Origin of the sequence: Pontibacter sp. Tf4 (assembly GCF_014212495.1) — a bacterium.
Taxonomy (GTDB): Bacteria; Bacteroidota; Bacteroidia; order Cytophagales; family Hymenobacteraceae; genus Pontibacter.
In genome coordinates this window covers 216,482-232,048 of the sequence record NZ_JACKZC010000002.1, presented here as the reverse complement: position 1 = coordinate 232,048, position 15,567 = coordinate 216,482, and the positions used below count along the sequence as shown (strand labels likewise).

The 15,567-nt window shown below is 45.9% G+C and carries 11 protein-coding genes; 1 reads left to right on the top strand and 10 read right to left on the bottom strand.

The window, feature by feature from the left end; translation table 11 throughout:
* Positions 1–75: 75 nt before the first annotated feature.
* From H7F15_RS03920 to H7F15_RS03875, 10 genes are all read right to left on the bottom strand, one after another.
* Positions 76–702 carry a phosphoribosylanthranilate isomerase gene (locus tag H7F15_RS03920; RefSeq protein ID WP_221626984.1) on the bottom strand — a complete coding sequence of 209 codons (627 nt, stop codon included), beginning with the start codon at positions 700–702 and terminating at the stop codon, positions 76–78.
* On the bottom strand, positions 699–1,514 hold the full coding sequence (gene trpC / locus H7F15_RS03915) for an indole-3-glycerol phosphate synthase TrpC (RefSeq protein WP_185195651.1): 816 nt from the start codon (positions 1,512–1,514) through the stop codon (positions 699–701). Before trpC ends, H7F15_RS03920 begins: the two co-directional genes overlap by 4 nt.
* 44 nt (positions 1,515–1,558) lie before the next feature.
* The gene (trpD, locus tag H7F15_RS03910) at positions 1,559–2,569 is read right to left on the bottom strand and encodes an anthranilate phosphoribosyltransferase (RefSeq protein WP_185195650.1); all 1,011 of its coding nucleotides are present in this window, start codon (positions 2,567–2,569) and stop codon (positions 1,559–1,561) included.
* Between the two features lie 94 nt (positions 2,570–2,663).
* Complete coding sequence (locus tag H7F15_RS03905; RefSeq protein WP_185195649.1) at positions 2,664–3,227, bottom strand: aminodeoxychorismate/anthranilate synthase component II; 564 nt, start codon at positions 3,225–3,227, stop codon at positions 2,664–2,666.
* 1 nt (position 3,228) lies between these two features.
* Positions 3,229–4,635: an anthranilate synthase component I family protein gene (locus H7F15_RS03900; RefSeq protein WP_185195648.1), complete on the bottom strand. Its 1,407-nt coding sequence runs from the start codon at positions 4,633–4,635 to the stop codon at positions 3,229–3,231.
* A 322-nt stretch (positions 4,636–4,957) separates the two neighbouring features.
* Positions 4,958–6,052, bottom strand: coding sequence for a bifunctional histidinol-phosphatase/imidazoleglycerol-phosphate dehydratase HisB (gene hisB, locus H7F15_RS03895; protein WP_185195647.1), 1,095 nt, complete (start codon positions 6,050–6,052; stop codon positions 4,958–4,960).
* A gap of 88 nt (positions 6,053–6,140) precedes the next feature.
* The gene (gene hisC / locus H7F15_RS03890; RefSeq protein WP_185195646.1) at positions 6,141–7,190 is read right to left on the bottom strand and encodes a histidinol-phosphate transaminase; all 1,050 of its coding nucleotides are present in this window, start codon (positions 7,188–7,190) and stop codon (positions 6,141–6,143) included.
* Positions 7,191–8,471 (bottom strand): histidinol dehydrogenase, encoded by a 1,281-nt coding sequence (hisD, locus tag H7F15_RS03885; protein WP_185195645.1) that lies wholly within the window; start codon positions 8,469–8,471, stop codon positions 7,191–7,193. It lies immediately after the preceding gene.
* Positions 8,471–9,322, bottom strand: coding sequence for an ATP phosphoribosyltransferase (hisG, locus tag H7F15_RS03880; protein WP_185195644.1), 852 nt, complete (start codon positions 9,320–9,322; stop codon positions 8,471–8,473). Before hisG ends, hisD begins: the two co-directional genes overlap by 1 nt.
* A 344-nt stretch (positions 9,323–9,666) precedes the next feature.
* Positions 9,667–14,709, bottom strand: coding sequence for an MBG domain-containing protein (locus tag H7F15_RS03875; RefSeq protein ID WP_185195643.1), 5,043 nt, complete (start codon positions 14,707–14,709; stop codon positions 9,667–9,669).
* A 462-nt stretch (positions 14,710–15,171) separates the two neighbouring features.
* On the opposite strand from H7F15_RS03875, the gene H7F15_RS03870 reads away from it, so the two are divergent.
* Entirely contained in the window at positions 15,172–15,432 is a 261-nt protein-coding gene (locus H7F15_RS03870) for a hypothetical protein (RefSeq protein ID WP_185195642.1), read from the top strand.
* The last annotated feature ends 135 nt before the right edge of the window (positions 15,433–15,567 follow it).

The window sequence follows — 15,567 nt, the reverse complement described above, 5'->3', positions numbered from 1 at the left end:
TTTGCAATGAAAAGCCTGATGCAGTTGCCTCTCACACTCGCCATTCTAAAACTGTTAATCCCTAATTTTTAATTTCTAATTTTGAATTTTTAATTGCTCCAACAGGAGCTTCACTTTCTCTACATCCTTCAGCCCGGGTTCTAGTTCAAAGCCGCTGTTAACGTCGATGGCAAAGGGTTTTGGTCGCACCTTATCCAGATGCTTGATGTTTTCCAGGTTCAGGCCACCACTCAGGAAGTAAGGTTTCGGTGACAGGTAATTTTTCATGAGTTCCCAATCGAATGGGATGCCGTTGCCGCCGTGTGCTTCGCCTTTGGTATCGAAAAGGTAATAATCACAGCTTCTTTCGTATAGCAGCGTGTTCTCAAACACAAAGCGGTCATCCACCGAAAAAGCTTTAATCACGTCAAGCCCTGCATCTTTAATCTCCTGGCATTGCCGGGGCGACTCGTGTCCGTGCAGTTGTATCACATCCAGATTATAGTTTCGGGCAGTATTAACTATAGTTTCCGTAGTTTCATCTACAAAAACGCCAACCTTTTTTATTGTTGCTGGCAGCTCTGCCAGTTGCTCAGGAGCTATAGTTTCCTTGCAAAAGCGCTTCGAACCTTTGTAGAAAATAAAACCCAAATAATCGGGCTGCAGGGCTGCGATCTGCTTTAAATTCTCCGGATCGCGCATGCCACATACTTTTACTTTCATGCTGTTTGTTCTTTAAGCTCCTGCAACTGGCGAAGTTCTTTTATAAAGGCAGCAGCAGCGCGCTCAGGCCGGCTATCGTTCATAAAAGTCTCCCCGATCAGGAAGCCATTATAGCCTGCCTGCTGCAACTCAACCAATGTTTCTACCTTACTCAGGCCGCTTTCCGATATTTTGGTAATGCCAGCCGGAATGTAATGCGCCAGCTCAAAAGATAAGTTCACGTCTGTTTTGAAGGTCTTCAGGTTGCGGTTGTTCACGCCAACTATAGTTACAAATTCATTCAGCTTTTCGTCAAGCTCCTGCTTGTTGTGCACCTCCAGCAGAACCTCCAGACCAAGCGAGCGGGCAAAGGAAGCAAGTTCTTTCAGTCGTGCAGGCTCCAGTGCAGCCGCAATCAGCAGTATGGCATCAGCACCAATCGATTTTGCTTCTACGATCTGGTACTCATCCACTATAAAGTCCTTTCGCAGGATCGGGCAGAAATTATACTTGCGGGCCGTTACTAGGTCTTCGTTTTTACCACCGAAGTAGTTCGTATCGGTCAGGATAGACAAGGCCGAAGCACCCGCCTGCATATAGCCAATAGAAGTGCGCTCTACAGAAACATAAGGATTGATGTCGCCTTTGGAGGGAGATTTACGCTTGATCTCGGCAATGACCCCGCTTTTGTCCGGGCGCAACAAGTAACGCTCCAGCGAGAGGCAGGGGGTATCGAAGTAGAGGCTTTTTTCCAGCAATTTCACCGGGTAAAGTTCTCTGCGTTCGGTTACTTCTTTGTGTTTATGAGCGATGATTTCGTCGAGTATGTTCATAATTTCAGATTTGAAGATTTGGAAATTTGGAGATTTGAGGATGCTCAAGCTACTGCTAACTTTTGATCCTGTATCAGGCTGTTGAATAATCTATAAGCTTTACCTGATTCAAGTGTTTCTTTAGCTATGCCAACAGCATCCGGTATGCTGATTTCTGGTCTTGCGCACTGAATAGCCATGCCGGCGTTGGCGGCCACAACAGCCGTTTGTGCAGCAGTGCCCTCTCCTTTTAATACTTCTATAAATATTTTAGCTGCGCTCTCAATGGTACCACCGCCTTTGATCTGCTCTTGCTGCAGTCGTGGCAAACCAAGCGATTGGGCATCTAACAGTACTTCTTCTTTATCAGAGATTACTTTAAAGGGGCTTGTCAGGGAAATCTCGTCGAAGCCATCCAGGGTATGAATGATGCTATAGTTTACTTCCGGCTGCTGTTGATACAGGTAACTATACATGCGGGCCAGTTCCAGACTATAAACCCCTACCATCTGCAGCTTCGGGAAAGCAGGATTTACCATCGGACCCAGCATGTTGAAGAACGTTTTCACCGCCAGGTCTTTTCTGATAGCACCTACACTTTTCATGGCTGGGTGAAAGAGTGGGGCATGCAGAAAACAAATGTTATAGTTTGCGATAGAGCGTTCCAGAGCTTCGGTTTCCGTAGTAAATTTAACTCCCAGCGCTTCGAGCACATTAGAGGAACCGCAGGAAGACGACACACCATAGTTGCCATGTTTGGCAACCGGAATACCATTAGCCGCCACCACAAAAGATGACAACGTGGAAATGTTGAACGTATCCTTGCCATCGCCACCAGTGCCGCAAAGATCGATTGGAATATAAGCATCCAGGTCTACGCGCAGGCACTGATCGAGCAGCGCATCCCGGAAGCCTTCCAGTTCATCCACCGTAATGCTGCGCATCATATACACTGTCAGGAAACTAGAAATCTGGCTCTGGTTGTATTTGCCACCAGTAATATTTAGCAGCACTTCCCGCGCCTGCTCTTTGGTAAGCGTTTTATGTTCGAATAAATGGTTCAGTATCTCTTTCATTGTTGATATTCTTATTGTCATTTCGAGCGTAGTCGAGAAATCTTATACAGCTGCATAGTGGACACTTAAGATCCCTCGGCTTCGCTCGGGATGACTAATTAGCTAACCAGTTTTTAATTATCTCCTTTCCATGTTCCGTCAGCACTGATTCCGGGTGGAACTGTACGCCTCGTACATCATATGCTTTATGACGCAGCGCCATGATGTTACCTTTTTCGTCTACTGCTGTTTGTACCAGGCAATCAGGTAGATCCTTTTTAACCAGCCACGAGTGGTAACGGCCTGTATTGAACTGCTTAGGTAGATCAGAAAAGAGTATTTCCTGCTCGCAAACTATAGTTACCTGTATTGCCACGCCATGCCATACCTCGTTGCTGTTAAACAACTTACCACCATATACCTCACCTATTGCCTGATACCCGAGACACACCCCGAACAGGCTCTTTGTTGGGCCAAAAGTTTGAATGATCTCTTTCAGCATACCGGCTTCGTCCGGAATACCAGGACCTGGTGAAAGCATGATCTTTCTATAGTTGCCAACCTCTTCCAACGTCGTTTTGTCGTTGCGACGCACGGTAACTTCCGCACCCAGTTCCTGCAGCAGGTGCACCAGGTTATAAGTGAAAGAGTCGTAATTATCGATTACCAGAACTTGCATGTTAGTTTATTTCCTGGGCTAAGGTTAAAGCTTTTCGTAAAGCCATCAATTTATTGTCTACCTCCTGTAATTCGCTTTGCGGATTAGAAGCGGCCACAATACCGGCTCCTGCCTGGTAGTATAGTTTATAATCTTTGCTCAGGAAAGAACGGATCATGATGGCGCTGTTGAAGTTGCCGTTAAAATCCAGGAAGCCGATGCAGCCACCGTAAAAAGCGCGGTTCGTTGTTTCGTAAGTATCAATAAGCTGCATGGCTTTGTGCTTGGGTGCACCGGAAAGCGTGCCGGCCGGAAAAGTACTGGCTACCATTTGCAGCGAATCTTCCTGTCTGTGCAGTTGCCCTGACACTTTAGAAACCAGGTGAATGACGTGCGAGTAATACTGAATCTCGCGGAAGGTTTCTACTTCCACGCTATGGCCGTTGCGGCTCAGGTCGTTGCGTGCCAGGTCAACCAGCATCACATGCTCAGCATTTTCTTTCGGGTCGACTAACAATTTTTCAGCCAAAGCAGCATCAGCAGCATCATCACCGGTTCTCCTGAAAGTACCTGCAATCGGGAAAATGCTGGCTTTGCCATTTTTAATGACCAGTTGTGCTTCCGGCGAAGAACCGAAGATCTTGAAGCTGCCATAGTCAAAGTAAAATAGATACGGCGAAGGGTTAATGGAGCGCAGCGCACGGTACACGTTAAATTCATCTCCCTGGAAAGCCTGCTCAAAGCGGCGGGACAGCACCAGCTGAAACACATCGCCACGGAAGCAATGCTCCTTCGCCTTCTGAATATTTTTTAGAAAACCCTCGCTGCTGATGTTGTAAGCTTCTGCTGCAGTAGTTTTAAAACTATAGCTCGGAATATTTCTGCTGTTCAGCAGCGCTTCCAGTTGCGCAATGCCGTTGTCATCGTCCTGGTTATAGTTGTGCGAGAAGATGTAAGCCTCATTAGTGAAGTGGTTGATGGCGATGATGTAACGATACACGGCATAGTACAGCTCCGGTAGTTGCTGGCGGTCAGGTCGCTGGGTAAGTTCAATATCTTCGTAGTAGCGCACGGCATCGTAGTTCATGTACCCGAACAGCCCGTTGTTAATGAAATTGAATGCATTCGACTCCACTTCAAAGCTTTGTGCAAAGGCTGCCAGTTGCGCCGGAACATTCATTTCTTTTGTGATCGGCGTCTGCTTTATAGTTCCGTCCGGGAAAGCTTCTGTCAGCACCTCGTTCTCGGCTTTGATGCTTGCCATCGGGCTGCAGCAGATGTAGGAAAAGCTGTTTTCGGCGCCGTGGTAATCTGAACTCTCTAGCAGAATACTATTTGGAAAACGGTCACGCAGCTTCAGGTATACGCTAACCGGAGTCAGCGTATCAGCCAGAAGGCGCTTATAGTTGGTGGTGATTTTATAGTTCATGGTCGGTTTAGAATCTGATAGAAAACAAAAAAGCCTGCTGTCCAGTGAACAGCAGGCTTTTAATACCTTTGGTTGTATGCTATATCATTTATCTCATCTTATACATAGCAAGGCTGTTCACGATACTTTTTGTAACGTGCCACCACCATGCAGTAAGATGAAGATTCTGAATCATGTCTTGTTTATAGTTCGCTTTTATAGTTTGCGATTCCACAAATGTAAGCCCTGATTTATCAAAAGCAAACTATACTTAAACTTTATTTTAAACTATAGTTTGAAGGATGTGTGATCAAGCAAATACAACTCACTGAAATTTAAACAATTACAAAACTCCTTTTGTGGATGGCAAAGAAGTATCGTTTGGGTCTCGCTGCACTGCCATACGAATAGCTCGTGCAAACCCTTTAAAGATCGCCTCGATTTTGTGGTGCTCGTTCTGACCTTCGGCTTTGATGTTTAGATTACTCTTGGACGCGTCAGAGAAGGATTTAAAAAAGTGGAAGAACATCTCGGCCGGCATATCCCCTACTTTTTCGCGTTTAAATTCAGCATCCCACACGATCCAGGGCCTGCCTCCAAAGTCTATCGCCACCTGCGCCAGCACATCGTCCATAGGCAATAAAAATCCGTAGCGGGTAATGCCTTTCTTATCACCTAAAGCAGCCAGAAATGCTTCGCCAAGGGCAATGCCTGTATCTTCTATGGTATGGTGTTCGTCAATGTGCAGGTCTCCTTTTACTGCTATAGTCAGATCCACGTTGCCATGGCGGGCCAGTTGTTCCAGCATGTGGTCGAAAAAGCCAAGCCCGGTTTTGATATTTGACTTCCCGGTTCCATCCAAGTTCAGGTCGATCCGGATATCGGTTTCAGAGGTTTGGCGGCATATAGTTGATTTGCGTTGCGGTAGCTTCAGGAAACTATAAATTTCGTCCCAGTCGTTGGTGTTTAACGCTGCTTCTTCGCTCTGGAAATCGGCCAGCAGGATGGCTTTTGCGCCCAGATTATTTGCCAACTGCACATCCGTTAAGCGGTCGCCAATCACGTAACTGTTCGCCAGGTCATACTCTCCGGACAAATAGTTTTTCATCATGCCGATGCCGGGCTTGCGGGTTTCCAGGCCTTCATGCTCAAAGCTGCGGTCAATCAGGATATCAGAAAACTCTACGCCTTCGCTGCGCAAAATGTCCAGCATCTTGTTCTGGTAAGGCCAGAAAGTGTGTTCAGGATAAGAGTCGGTGCCCAGGCCATCCTGGTTCGTGACCATCACAAACTCATAATCCAACTCGGTGAAGATCCTATGCAGGTTGCGGATCACTTTCGGGATAAACTCAAATTTCTCGAAAGAATCAACCTGGAAATCCGTTTTCGGTTCAACCAAAATGGTGCCGTCACGATCTATAAATAATGCTTTTTTCATTTTAAGTGAGATGCTAGATACTAGATATTAGACAATAGACTTTCGAAGTTTTAATAAAATCTATAGTCTTAAATCTAACTTCTAATTTCTAAATGTTAAACTCTGAAATCGCCTGGTATAGTTGCTGGTTCTCGTCGGTGGTGCCGACTGATATGCGCAGGCAGTTTTCGCAACCGGGCACGCTGGAGCGGTTACGGGTTACAATTCCTTTATCCAGCAGGTAACTATAAAGCTTGTTGGCATCTTTCACCTTTACCAGTATAAAGTTGGCATCTGTCGGGTACACTTTCTCAACTATAGCCAGGGTTGGCAAAGCCGATTCCAGCATTTGCCGTTCCTGAATGATCTCTTCGATCATGTACTTCAACTGCTCATCCTGATCCAGTGCTTTTAGCGCCAGTTCCTGGGTTGCTTCGTTTATATTGTACGGCGGTTTTATTTTGTCGAGCAGCGCAATGATCTCTTCGGAAGCGAAGGCCATACCTAAACGCAAACCGGCCATTCCCCATGCTTTGGAGAAGGTCTGCAGCACCACCAAATTCGGAAAATCCTGCAGGCGCGCAGTCCAGCTTGGCTCTTCCGAAAAATCAATGTATGCTTCGTCAACTATAACCAGTCCGTCAAAATTGTCGAGTATCGCTTCAATGTCTTCGGGGTTGATATTGTTGCCAGTCGGGTTGTTGGGCGAGCAGATAAAGATCAGCTTTGTTTCGGGCTTCACGTTTCGCAGCACTTCGGCCACCGGGATCTGGAAATCTGCAGTCAGTTGCACCGTATCCAGCTGCACATCGTTCAGGTTAGCCGATACTTCGTACATGCCATAGGTTGGCGGTAAAAACAGCGCGCGGTCCTGGCCCGGACGGCAAACCATACGGAACAGCAGATCAATCGCTTCGTCGGAACCGTTGCCCAGGAATATCTGAGACGGCTTTACTCCTTTTATAGACGAAATCTTATTTTTCAGGGCTTTCTGATGCGGATCGGGGTAGCGGTTATAGTTGTTGCCGGCCAGGCTGCCCAGGTTATTTTCGTTGGCATCCAGGTACACGCTGGCCGTGCCTTTAAACTCGTCGCGGGCCGATGCGTAGGGTTTCATGCGCCATACATTTGGCCTAACTATACTTTGTAAGTCAAACATTTATAGTTTCTTTAATCGGATACTTACTGCATTTTTGTGTGCCTGCAAACCTTCGGCTTCGGCCATTACTTCTATGGTTCTGCCAATGTTCTGCAGGCCTTCCGGTGTGATGTGCTGGAACGTGATCTTCCGGACAAAACTATCCAAAGAAACGCCACTATAGGCACGGGCATAACCATTAGTCGGCAAGGTGTGGTTGGTTCCGGAAGCATAATCGCCGGCGGCTTCGGGTGTATAGTTGCCCAGGAAAACAGAGCCAGCATTAACCACACCATCAGCTATAGTTTGCAAATCTTTTATAGCGAGAATCAGGTGCTCGGGTGCATATAAATTAGAGAAATCGAGCATCTGCTGGGCATTTTGCATAACTATAGCCATGCTGTTTCCCAGCGCCTGAGCGGCTACGGCTTCGCGCGGCAGTTCCTGTAGTTGCTTCTCAATTTCTAAGATCACCTGATCAACTATAGTTTCGGATGTGCTCAGCAATACCACCTGCGAGTCTGGTCCGTGCTCAGCCTGAGACAGTAAGTCGGCAGCTACAAAAGCAGGGTCGGCAGTTTCATCGGCCATCACCAGCACTTCAGACGGGCCAGCCGGCATATCGATAGCCACGCCCAGTTGCGTTACCAGTTGCTTGGCCATAGTTACATACTGGTTTCCGGGTCCGAAGATCTTGCTTACAGCCGGCACACTTTCGGTACCAAATGCCATAGCAGCCACGGCCTGAGCACCACCTGCTTTCACTATAGTTTGTATGCCCAGCAGCGATGCCGTGTAGCGTATAGCCGGGTGTATAGTACCTTGTTTAGACGGCGGCGTGCAAAGCACAATTTGTTTACAGCCAGCCAGTTTTGCCGGAATTCCCAGCATCAACAGCGTAGAAAAAAGCGGCGCCGTGCCACCAGGAATGTAAAGTCCTACCTTCTCAATAGCCACACTTTTACGCCAGCAGTTCACGCCCGGCATCGTTTCAACTATAGGCATCTGTTCGGCCTGCTGCAAATGGAACAGCTGTATGTTGCTGTACGCCTGTAAAATCGCTTCTTTCAGTTCGGCGCTTATCTCATTTTCAGCGGTAGCCAGTTCTTCGGGTGTTGCCAGTAAAGCATCCGGGCGTTTACCATCATACTTTTCGGCCAGTTGGTACAAGGCTTCGTCGCCCTGCTCCTGCACCAGCTTAAAGATGCCGCGTATAGTTGGCTCCAGTTCCTGCAGGTCTTTTACTGGTCGCTTTGCCAGTTCGGGCCAAACTATAGTTTCGGGGTAAAGTAGCTTCTTCATCAGATGATCATTTTCTCTATCGGTACAACCAGGATACCCTGCGCACCAGCGGCTTTCAGTTTCTCAATCTTATCCCAGAAATCGTCTTCGTTCACCACAGAGTGCAGCGAGCTCCAGCCTTCTTCCAGCAATGGCAGCACAGTCGGAGACTTAACTCCCGGAAGTAATTTCGATATCTCCGCTACTTTATCGTTCGGGGCATTTAACAGAATGTACTTGGCACGCTGGGCACGTTGTACAGCATGAATCCGGAATAAAAGTTTCTCCAGTATCTCCTGTTTCTCATCGTTCAGTTGCTTGTTAGCAATCAGTACCGCCTGAGACTTAAACACACGCTCCACTTCCTTCAGACCATTACTGATAAGCGTGCTGCCCGAGCTAACGATATCGCAAATAGCATCAGCCAAACCAATGCTTGGCGCAATTTCTACAGACCCGCTGATGGTATGAATGTTTGCCTGCACACCACGCTCTGCCAAGTAAGATTGCAGTAAATTTGGGTACGATGTGGCGATGTTTTTTCCGTTCAGGTCCTGAATAGAACTATAGTTGTCACCTTTGGGTACCGCCAGCGACAGACGGCATTTCGAGAAACCAAGTTCTTCAACGGTCAGGTGTTGCATGCCTTCTTCTACCAGCACGTTCTGGCCAACTATACCAATATCGGCCACTCCGTCGGCTACATACCCGGGAATATCATCGTCGCGGAGAAAAAGGATTTCCAGCGGAAAATTGGTTGATTCTGTTTTGAGTTTCAGGCTGCTGCTGATAAATGAGATACCGCATTCACGGATAAGTTTAAGCGAATCATCACTGAGTCTGCCTGATTTCTGTATGGCTATACGAAGCATAAATTAAAAATTGGAAAGTATAAAATAGCGCGTTCATACCTTGCATCCGGCAACGTATAAATGGGTATACACCCAAGGGGGCTATATGTTTATTGGATTCCTCTTACGAGGAATGATGGAAATGATGTACGTGCGCAGCAGTACCGCAGGCAACAGAAAGTGCCGGGGCAGAAAGGATGCTATGTAACGTAGTGTTGCGCATTATGTACTGCAAAAGTAAAGCAGGATTTTAAAGGAAACTATAGTTTGTGTAAAAAGTTTTGAGACATCCAGATAAAATAAACTATAAAGTGCCGGCCCCTTACGGAACCGGCACTTTATAAATCAGTTGAAAGGTTTGTGTATTACTTTTTTAGAATCATTTTAATTGATCTGGTACCGGATGAGGTACGTAGTCTGGCAATGTACAGGCCATCAGACAGGTTACTTCCATCAAAGCCGAGTTCGTATAGTTTACCTGCTATCGCCACGCCCATGTCCACTTTTCTGATCAACACGCCGCGCATGTCAAACACTTCAAGCAGGTAGCTTTCTTCCTTATCTAAGCTGAATGCGATGGTTGTATTGTCAGAGAACGAATTTGGATAGTTGTAGAACTGACTTGTCTGCGGTTTTTCAGCGATTTCGAGTTTAGAACCTTTACTGGCTGTTTTCACTTCATGAATCACGATAGAGCCGCCGCCTAAAGCTGTTGATGCATCTGAGTTTTCGTCAGCACCCAAGCCGTTATCGTAAACTGTAACTCCGTTCTTTGTAATTTTGATACGGAATTTATCAGGACCACTTCCATTGTTCCAGTTTCCATCTATAGCTGTGATCGAGAATTTATAGCCTGATACGCCATTTACAGTACCTTCTCCGCGATACATTGCCTTTGCACCGGCTATGACTAAGGTACCGGCTTCATGGAACGTACTCTTGAAGTTAATACTACCAGCACTGAACTGGAACTCGGTGTTGCCGTCTACCTGGTTACTGCCCTTTTTGTATTTGGAGACAAAACCGAAGTTTGCTTTGCCAGTGGCTGCTGCATCAGAAGCCAAAGCTCCGGCAGGCGAATCTATCCAACCGCCACCAGTTACAAAGTTTCCGTCCGGATCGTAGACTGGCATATACGCCACTGTAGATTCAGAACATCCGCTTACAGTTATCGCTTTTACCTGGTAAACATTTACAGCTAATGGATTTATGGTAAACGTAGCCACCCCGTCTATAGAGTTCACCGGTCCGTAGGTTGTATTATCAACTTTAAGGCTAACCGGCACTCCCGACAGGTTAGTTGTTCCGTCTTTAACAGTAACAGTTATGGTTATAGTTGATGTATAACTTCTTGGGGTACTGGCATTGTTCGCATCCAGTGTTACGCCTTTTATAGTCAGGTTGGCAGGCTGAAAACTTAAGGTGTAGTTATTGCTTAGCGCTAAGCTGCCTTGTTGTATAGTATATGTACCGATACCATCACCGCTAATTCTGCTCAGCGCGCCAGTAAAGGCATCACTACCTACAAGCGAACCATTACTTATGGTATAAGTTAAAGTCGGGTCAGCCTGGCCGCAATACTTTTCTTTTGCAACTGCAGTAACTGTAACCGGCCGCGCCGTAATTGTCAGGACACCATCGGTAGCAGTTAGATTATAGTTGTTGAGTATTGCCTGTGTTGCCGAAACCCCTGCTGTAATCGTATGATTGCCAACTCCGGTTGTGAGCCCTGCAGTAGTAGTGTAACTGGCAGTTATGGCATCATTGTTTTTGATACCAGTCAGTTCTCCGCTAAATGTAGGATTTGCATCTCCGTAAACCTTAGTGGCATCATCAGCTTTTACAGTCAGGTTAGCTTTGTTGATAGTAAGTTTACCATTTGTAATGGCAGGAGTGTTATAATTACTTAAAGCACCACCAGACAACGACGGAACAATTGCATAAGTACCTACCGGGCTGGAAGCTACAGCAACGCTGCTATAATTTGCTGTAATATTGTCCTCGTTTTTAATGCCTGTAATGTTTCCAGTAAACGCTGGGTTTTCATCACCATAGATTCTGCTCTTGTCGGAGGCTGTTACCGCTATATCTGCCTTATTTATAATGAGCACACCAGCCTCATAAACAAAACTATAGTTTGTTGCCTCACCACCGGAAACTGTAATCGGATAATTGCCTACATTGCTGGTTATAGTTGCAGAAGTGGAAATTTCAGGTTTATGCGTCAGTACACTTTCTGATTCGCTTCTTACAAAACCACTGTAGCTTATCGTCAGTTGCGGGTTAGGATCGCCGTATACTCTGCTTTTGTTATCAGCTGTAACAGTTAGTTGTGCTTTCGTAATCTCAAAATTTGCCGGGGTGTAGGAGATGCTATAGTTAGATAGCGCCGCTTCAGGGCTTAAAGTGGCGGTAATGCTATAGTTGCCAACTGTTTCGCCGGACGAACGGCTAAAGGCGGCTGTAATGCCATCTCCTGCTATAAACCCTGACATGGATCCGGTTAACGTTGGGTCCGAAGCGCCGTACACTTTTGTATTTGCATCCGAAGTAACAGAAGCCGGTTTTGGTGTAATATTAGCTGAAGCGGTAGCTATAGTTGTGAGACTATAGTTGTCTTTATCATCCCCGGTTAATGATGCTCCTGCTAACGAAACAGTTTTGCCGTTACCCACATGTTTATTGGCAAATGTGGCTGCACCACCGGTTAACTGCACATCATCACCAGTTATAACACCAACAAGGCTAAGGTTTGACGCCGAAGCATTTACAGTACCGTCATACAATCTGCTGGCAGCTACAAACGAACCTGTAATTGGTTTGGCAGTGATAGCAGCTTTAGTACTAGCCGTTGTGCTGCTTAAACTATAGTTTCCGTTGCTAATGGCTACATCCGCAGTTACCGTTTTGCCTGTGCCCGCGTTTTTGTCCGAAAAACGGGCATTGGTAACCGATACTTCTACCTTATCACTTCCAACAAGTTCATTAGGTATAGCCCCCACAGCCATGGCAAGGGTTGTGCCATCGTACACTTTATCAGAAGCTGTAATGGAGGCAGTAACCTCTTTCGGGTTAATGCGGAACATTAATCCTGGTGTAAAATTAAGTGTATAGTTGCTGTTGAGCGCCAGCGAACCTTGTAAGATAGCATAAGTTCCTGCGTCTTCGCCGGATGCTCTTGCAAGCGCTCCTGAGAAGGCATCGGAGCCGACCAGCGCGGTATTGGTGTAAGCAAATACAGGGTCCTGGCTGCCATAAATTTTGCTTTGATTGGCAACCGGAGTTACGGTAATGGCTTTAGGCGTGATTCCAAAAGTAGTACCAGGTACCAGGCTTAAACTATAGTTATTCCCCAGGCTTAAATCGCCCAGTTTAACTGCATAGTCGCCCACATCCTCACCTTTGTCACGGGCCAGCTTGCCTGTAAAATTATCCCCGCTAACGACAGAACCAGATGTTACAGTATAGGTAAGTGCCGGATCGGTTTCGCCGTATACTTTGCTGAGTGCATCAGCTGTTACAGAAACCGCTCTGCGCGTGATCGTGAAATCTGCACCAGTATAAGTAAGTGTATAGTTTGAAGTAACAGCCAGCGTACCCTGCGTAATAGCGTAAGTGCCTACATTATTCCCGCTGTTTCTGGTTAAAGCCCCCGTTAAATGCGATGGATCTACCAGGCTACCTGCTGAAATCTGATATGTAAATGCCGCCGGATCATTGTCGCCGTATACTTTGGTCTGGCCAGTGTTTGCAGCTATAGTTATTGGTCTCGGGCTTATAGTAAGTGTACCATTGGTAGCTGTAACTGTATAGTTCTGGATAGTTGAACCGTTTACCGCTGGCACAATGCTATAGTTTCCTATCGGTGATGTAGTTGTTGCGTCAGATGAAGCTGTTACAGTAAAACTTTCGCCTCCGGCACCACCACTAACTACCAAACCAGCGAAAGCCGGATTTGCATCGCCGTAAACTTTGGTAGCATCGGCAGCACTTATGGCTAAAGCAGCTTTACCAATAACCAGCGTACCTGTTGCCTGTGCAGTTGTATAGTTGTCGTTTCCTGCAAAAGTGGCCAAGACATTATAGTTACCCGCATTTACAGGCGAAGTTACAGTCTTATTTTCCAACTCATAAGTAACAGTCGCCGCGCCAAGGTCTTCACCCCCGACTCCGCTTACCGTTGCGTTGTTAACTGCTTTCCCAGAACCATCATAAGTATAAGGCCCGCCTACTGTTAAAATTATAGTTGGCGTTGCCTTGGCTACATTCATCTGGACGGTTTTTTGTGCAGGTTTATAGTTGTTTGTTTCTGCCGCTGATACGGTCAGGTTATGGGCCCCAGCGCCAAGTACGGCTCCTGCAGCCGGTGTATAGGTAAGTGTGCCATTACCTGTAGTTACAGAAGCATTCAGTTGTGTTGCTGACAAAGCTGTGCCATAGGTTATACCTGCCGGATTTGCCCAGCTAATTACCTGGTCTGCCTTCTTGATTTCAAGCGTCCCGGTTGCACTGCCGCTATAATTAGCGTTTTCCAATGTGGCCACTACAGCATATCCGCCTTCCTTATAGTTTACAGGCAAATCTGTTGAGCCATCATAGGTTATTGTAAATGTACTTGATCCTTTGGCAGAAGTAGTTGCGGTAGCCGCCTTTCCAATGCCATCGTAGGTATGTTCCAGGTTGGATAACGTTACAGTTGCGCTTGCTTTACTTATTACCAACGTACCACTTACAGACTGGGCGGTATAATTTGCATTTGAGAGAGAAGCTACTACCTGGTATGTACCTGCGGCAGTAGGTGCTGTAGTAGAACCATCGTAAGTTACTGCTACCCCAGTTAAATTAGCAGGAGTTGTTGTAACTGTTGCTCCTTGAGATGAACCGTTATAGGTTTTAGCTAAATCGGCTAAAGTTATAGTTGCAGGAGCTGGTGTAATGGTAAGTAATGCAGGTGTGTTATCAACTTTATAGTTTCCTAATCTTTTATTCGGATCTGAAATTGTTGCTATTATTGGGTAAGTTGCTACATCATCTGTAGCTGTAGCTGCAGAACTATAGCTGACCGAAATATTATCGCTCGAAAGTAAGCCTGTAAACGTTCCATCAAAAGTAGGTAATGGATCGCCGTATACTTTCGTTTTTGGATTTACAGTGATGGTGAGCGGTCTCTGATTAACTATTAGTGTTGCGGCATTGCTGTATATGGTCGTATTGCATCCCGTTACTGCTGCTCTAAACTGATACCCGTTCATGGCAACAGTAGGGTTGATTACAGTATATGTTGTTGATGTTGCACCATTTACAGGAGCCCAATTACCGCCATTATCACTACTTACCTCCCACTGATAACCAGTTACATCACCTGAAGCAGCAACTGAAAAAGTTGGGTTAGAATCGCCGTAGGTCAAAGTTACATTACTGGGATTTGTTGATAATGCTGGGCTTACGCAGGCAGGTTCGCTCACTATTAATCTACCTGTACCTGTGGTAATACTATTTCCACTATTATGAGTAGTTGAAGCAGTTACAGTAAAAGCCTGACCAGGAGCTAAAATAATAGGAGTATTTGTACTAGTAGTTAAAAATATGGAAAAGCTTTTAGTTATGTTATTTGTAGCTGTTATACTTTGAGGACTGAAAGAAACTCCAGGAGGTAATCCAGTAACAGATAAATTAATTGTAGCTGTATTATTATTATTAGCAGTTATTTTAATCGAGCTTTGATATTCAACAAGAGCACTTGCTCCTTGTTTAGGGATGACAGATTGAACCCCAATTACTAATTCTGATAATTGTCCATCAGTAAAATAAGCCAACCCCTGATATCCTGTCTGTTTACCATCAACTTTAACTGTAAATTTAACACCGAGGTGCCTATCTTCAATAGGATATTCGATTCGCCATGTACCGTCCGGGTTTACTTTGGTATCATGGTAGCCATGGTGATGTTCATGCGCTGGATCTTCTTCCAGGTGCACATCCACAAGACTATCCAGCGTCCAGCCAGTGCCGGAGATGATGGCTATTTCTCCAGGAGCATAGTCGGCCTTATCCGAAGTTACTGTCGGAACAGACTTACCCGCATCAAGGTAAGCATTCTGTGCCTGCACACTAATAGTGACAAGCATTAACAGGCTTGGCAACAATAACAGGTGCCGGTACCAACTCAAAAATGGAAGTCTGAGTGTTAGTAAATTTTTCACATGCATAACATATAGGGTTAAAATTCTTTTAAACTGACCTGGAAATGACTCGCAACAGCAATC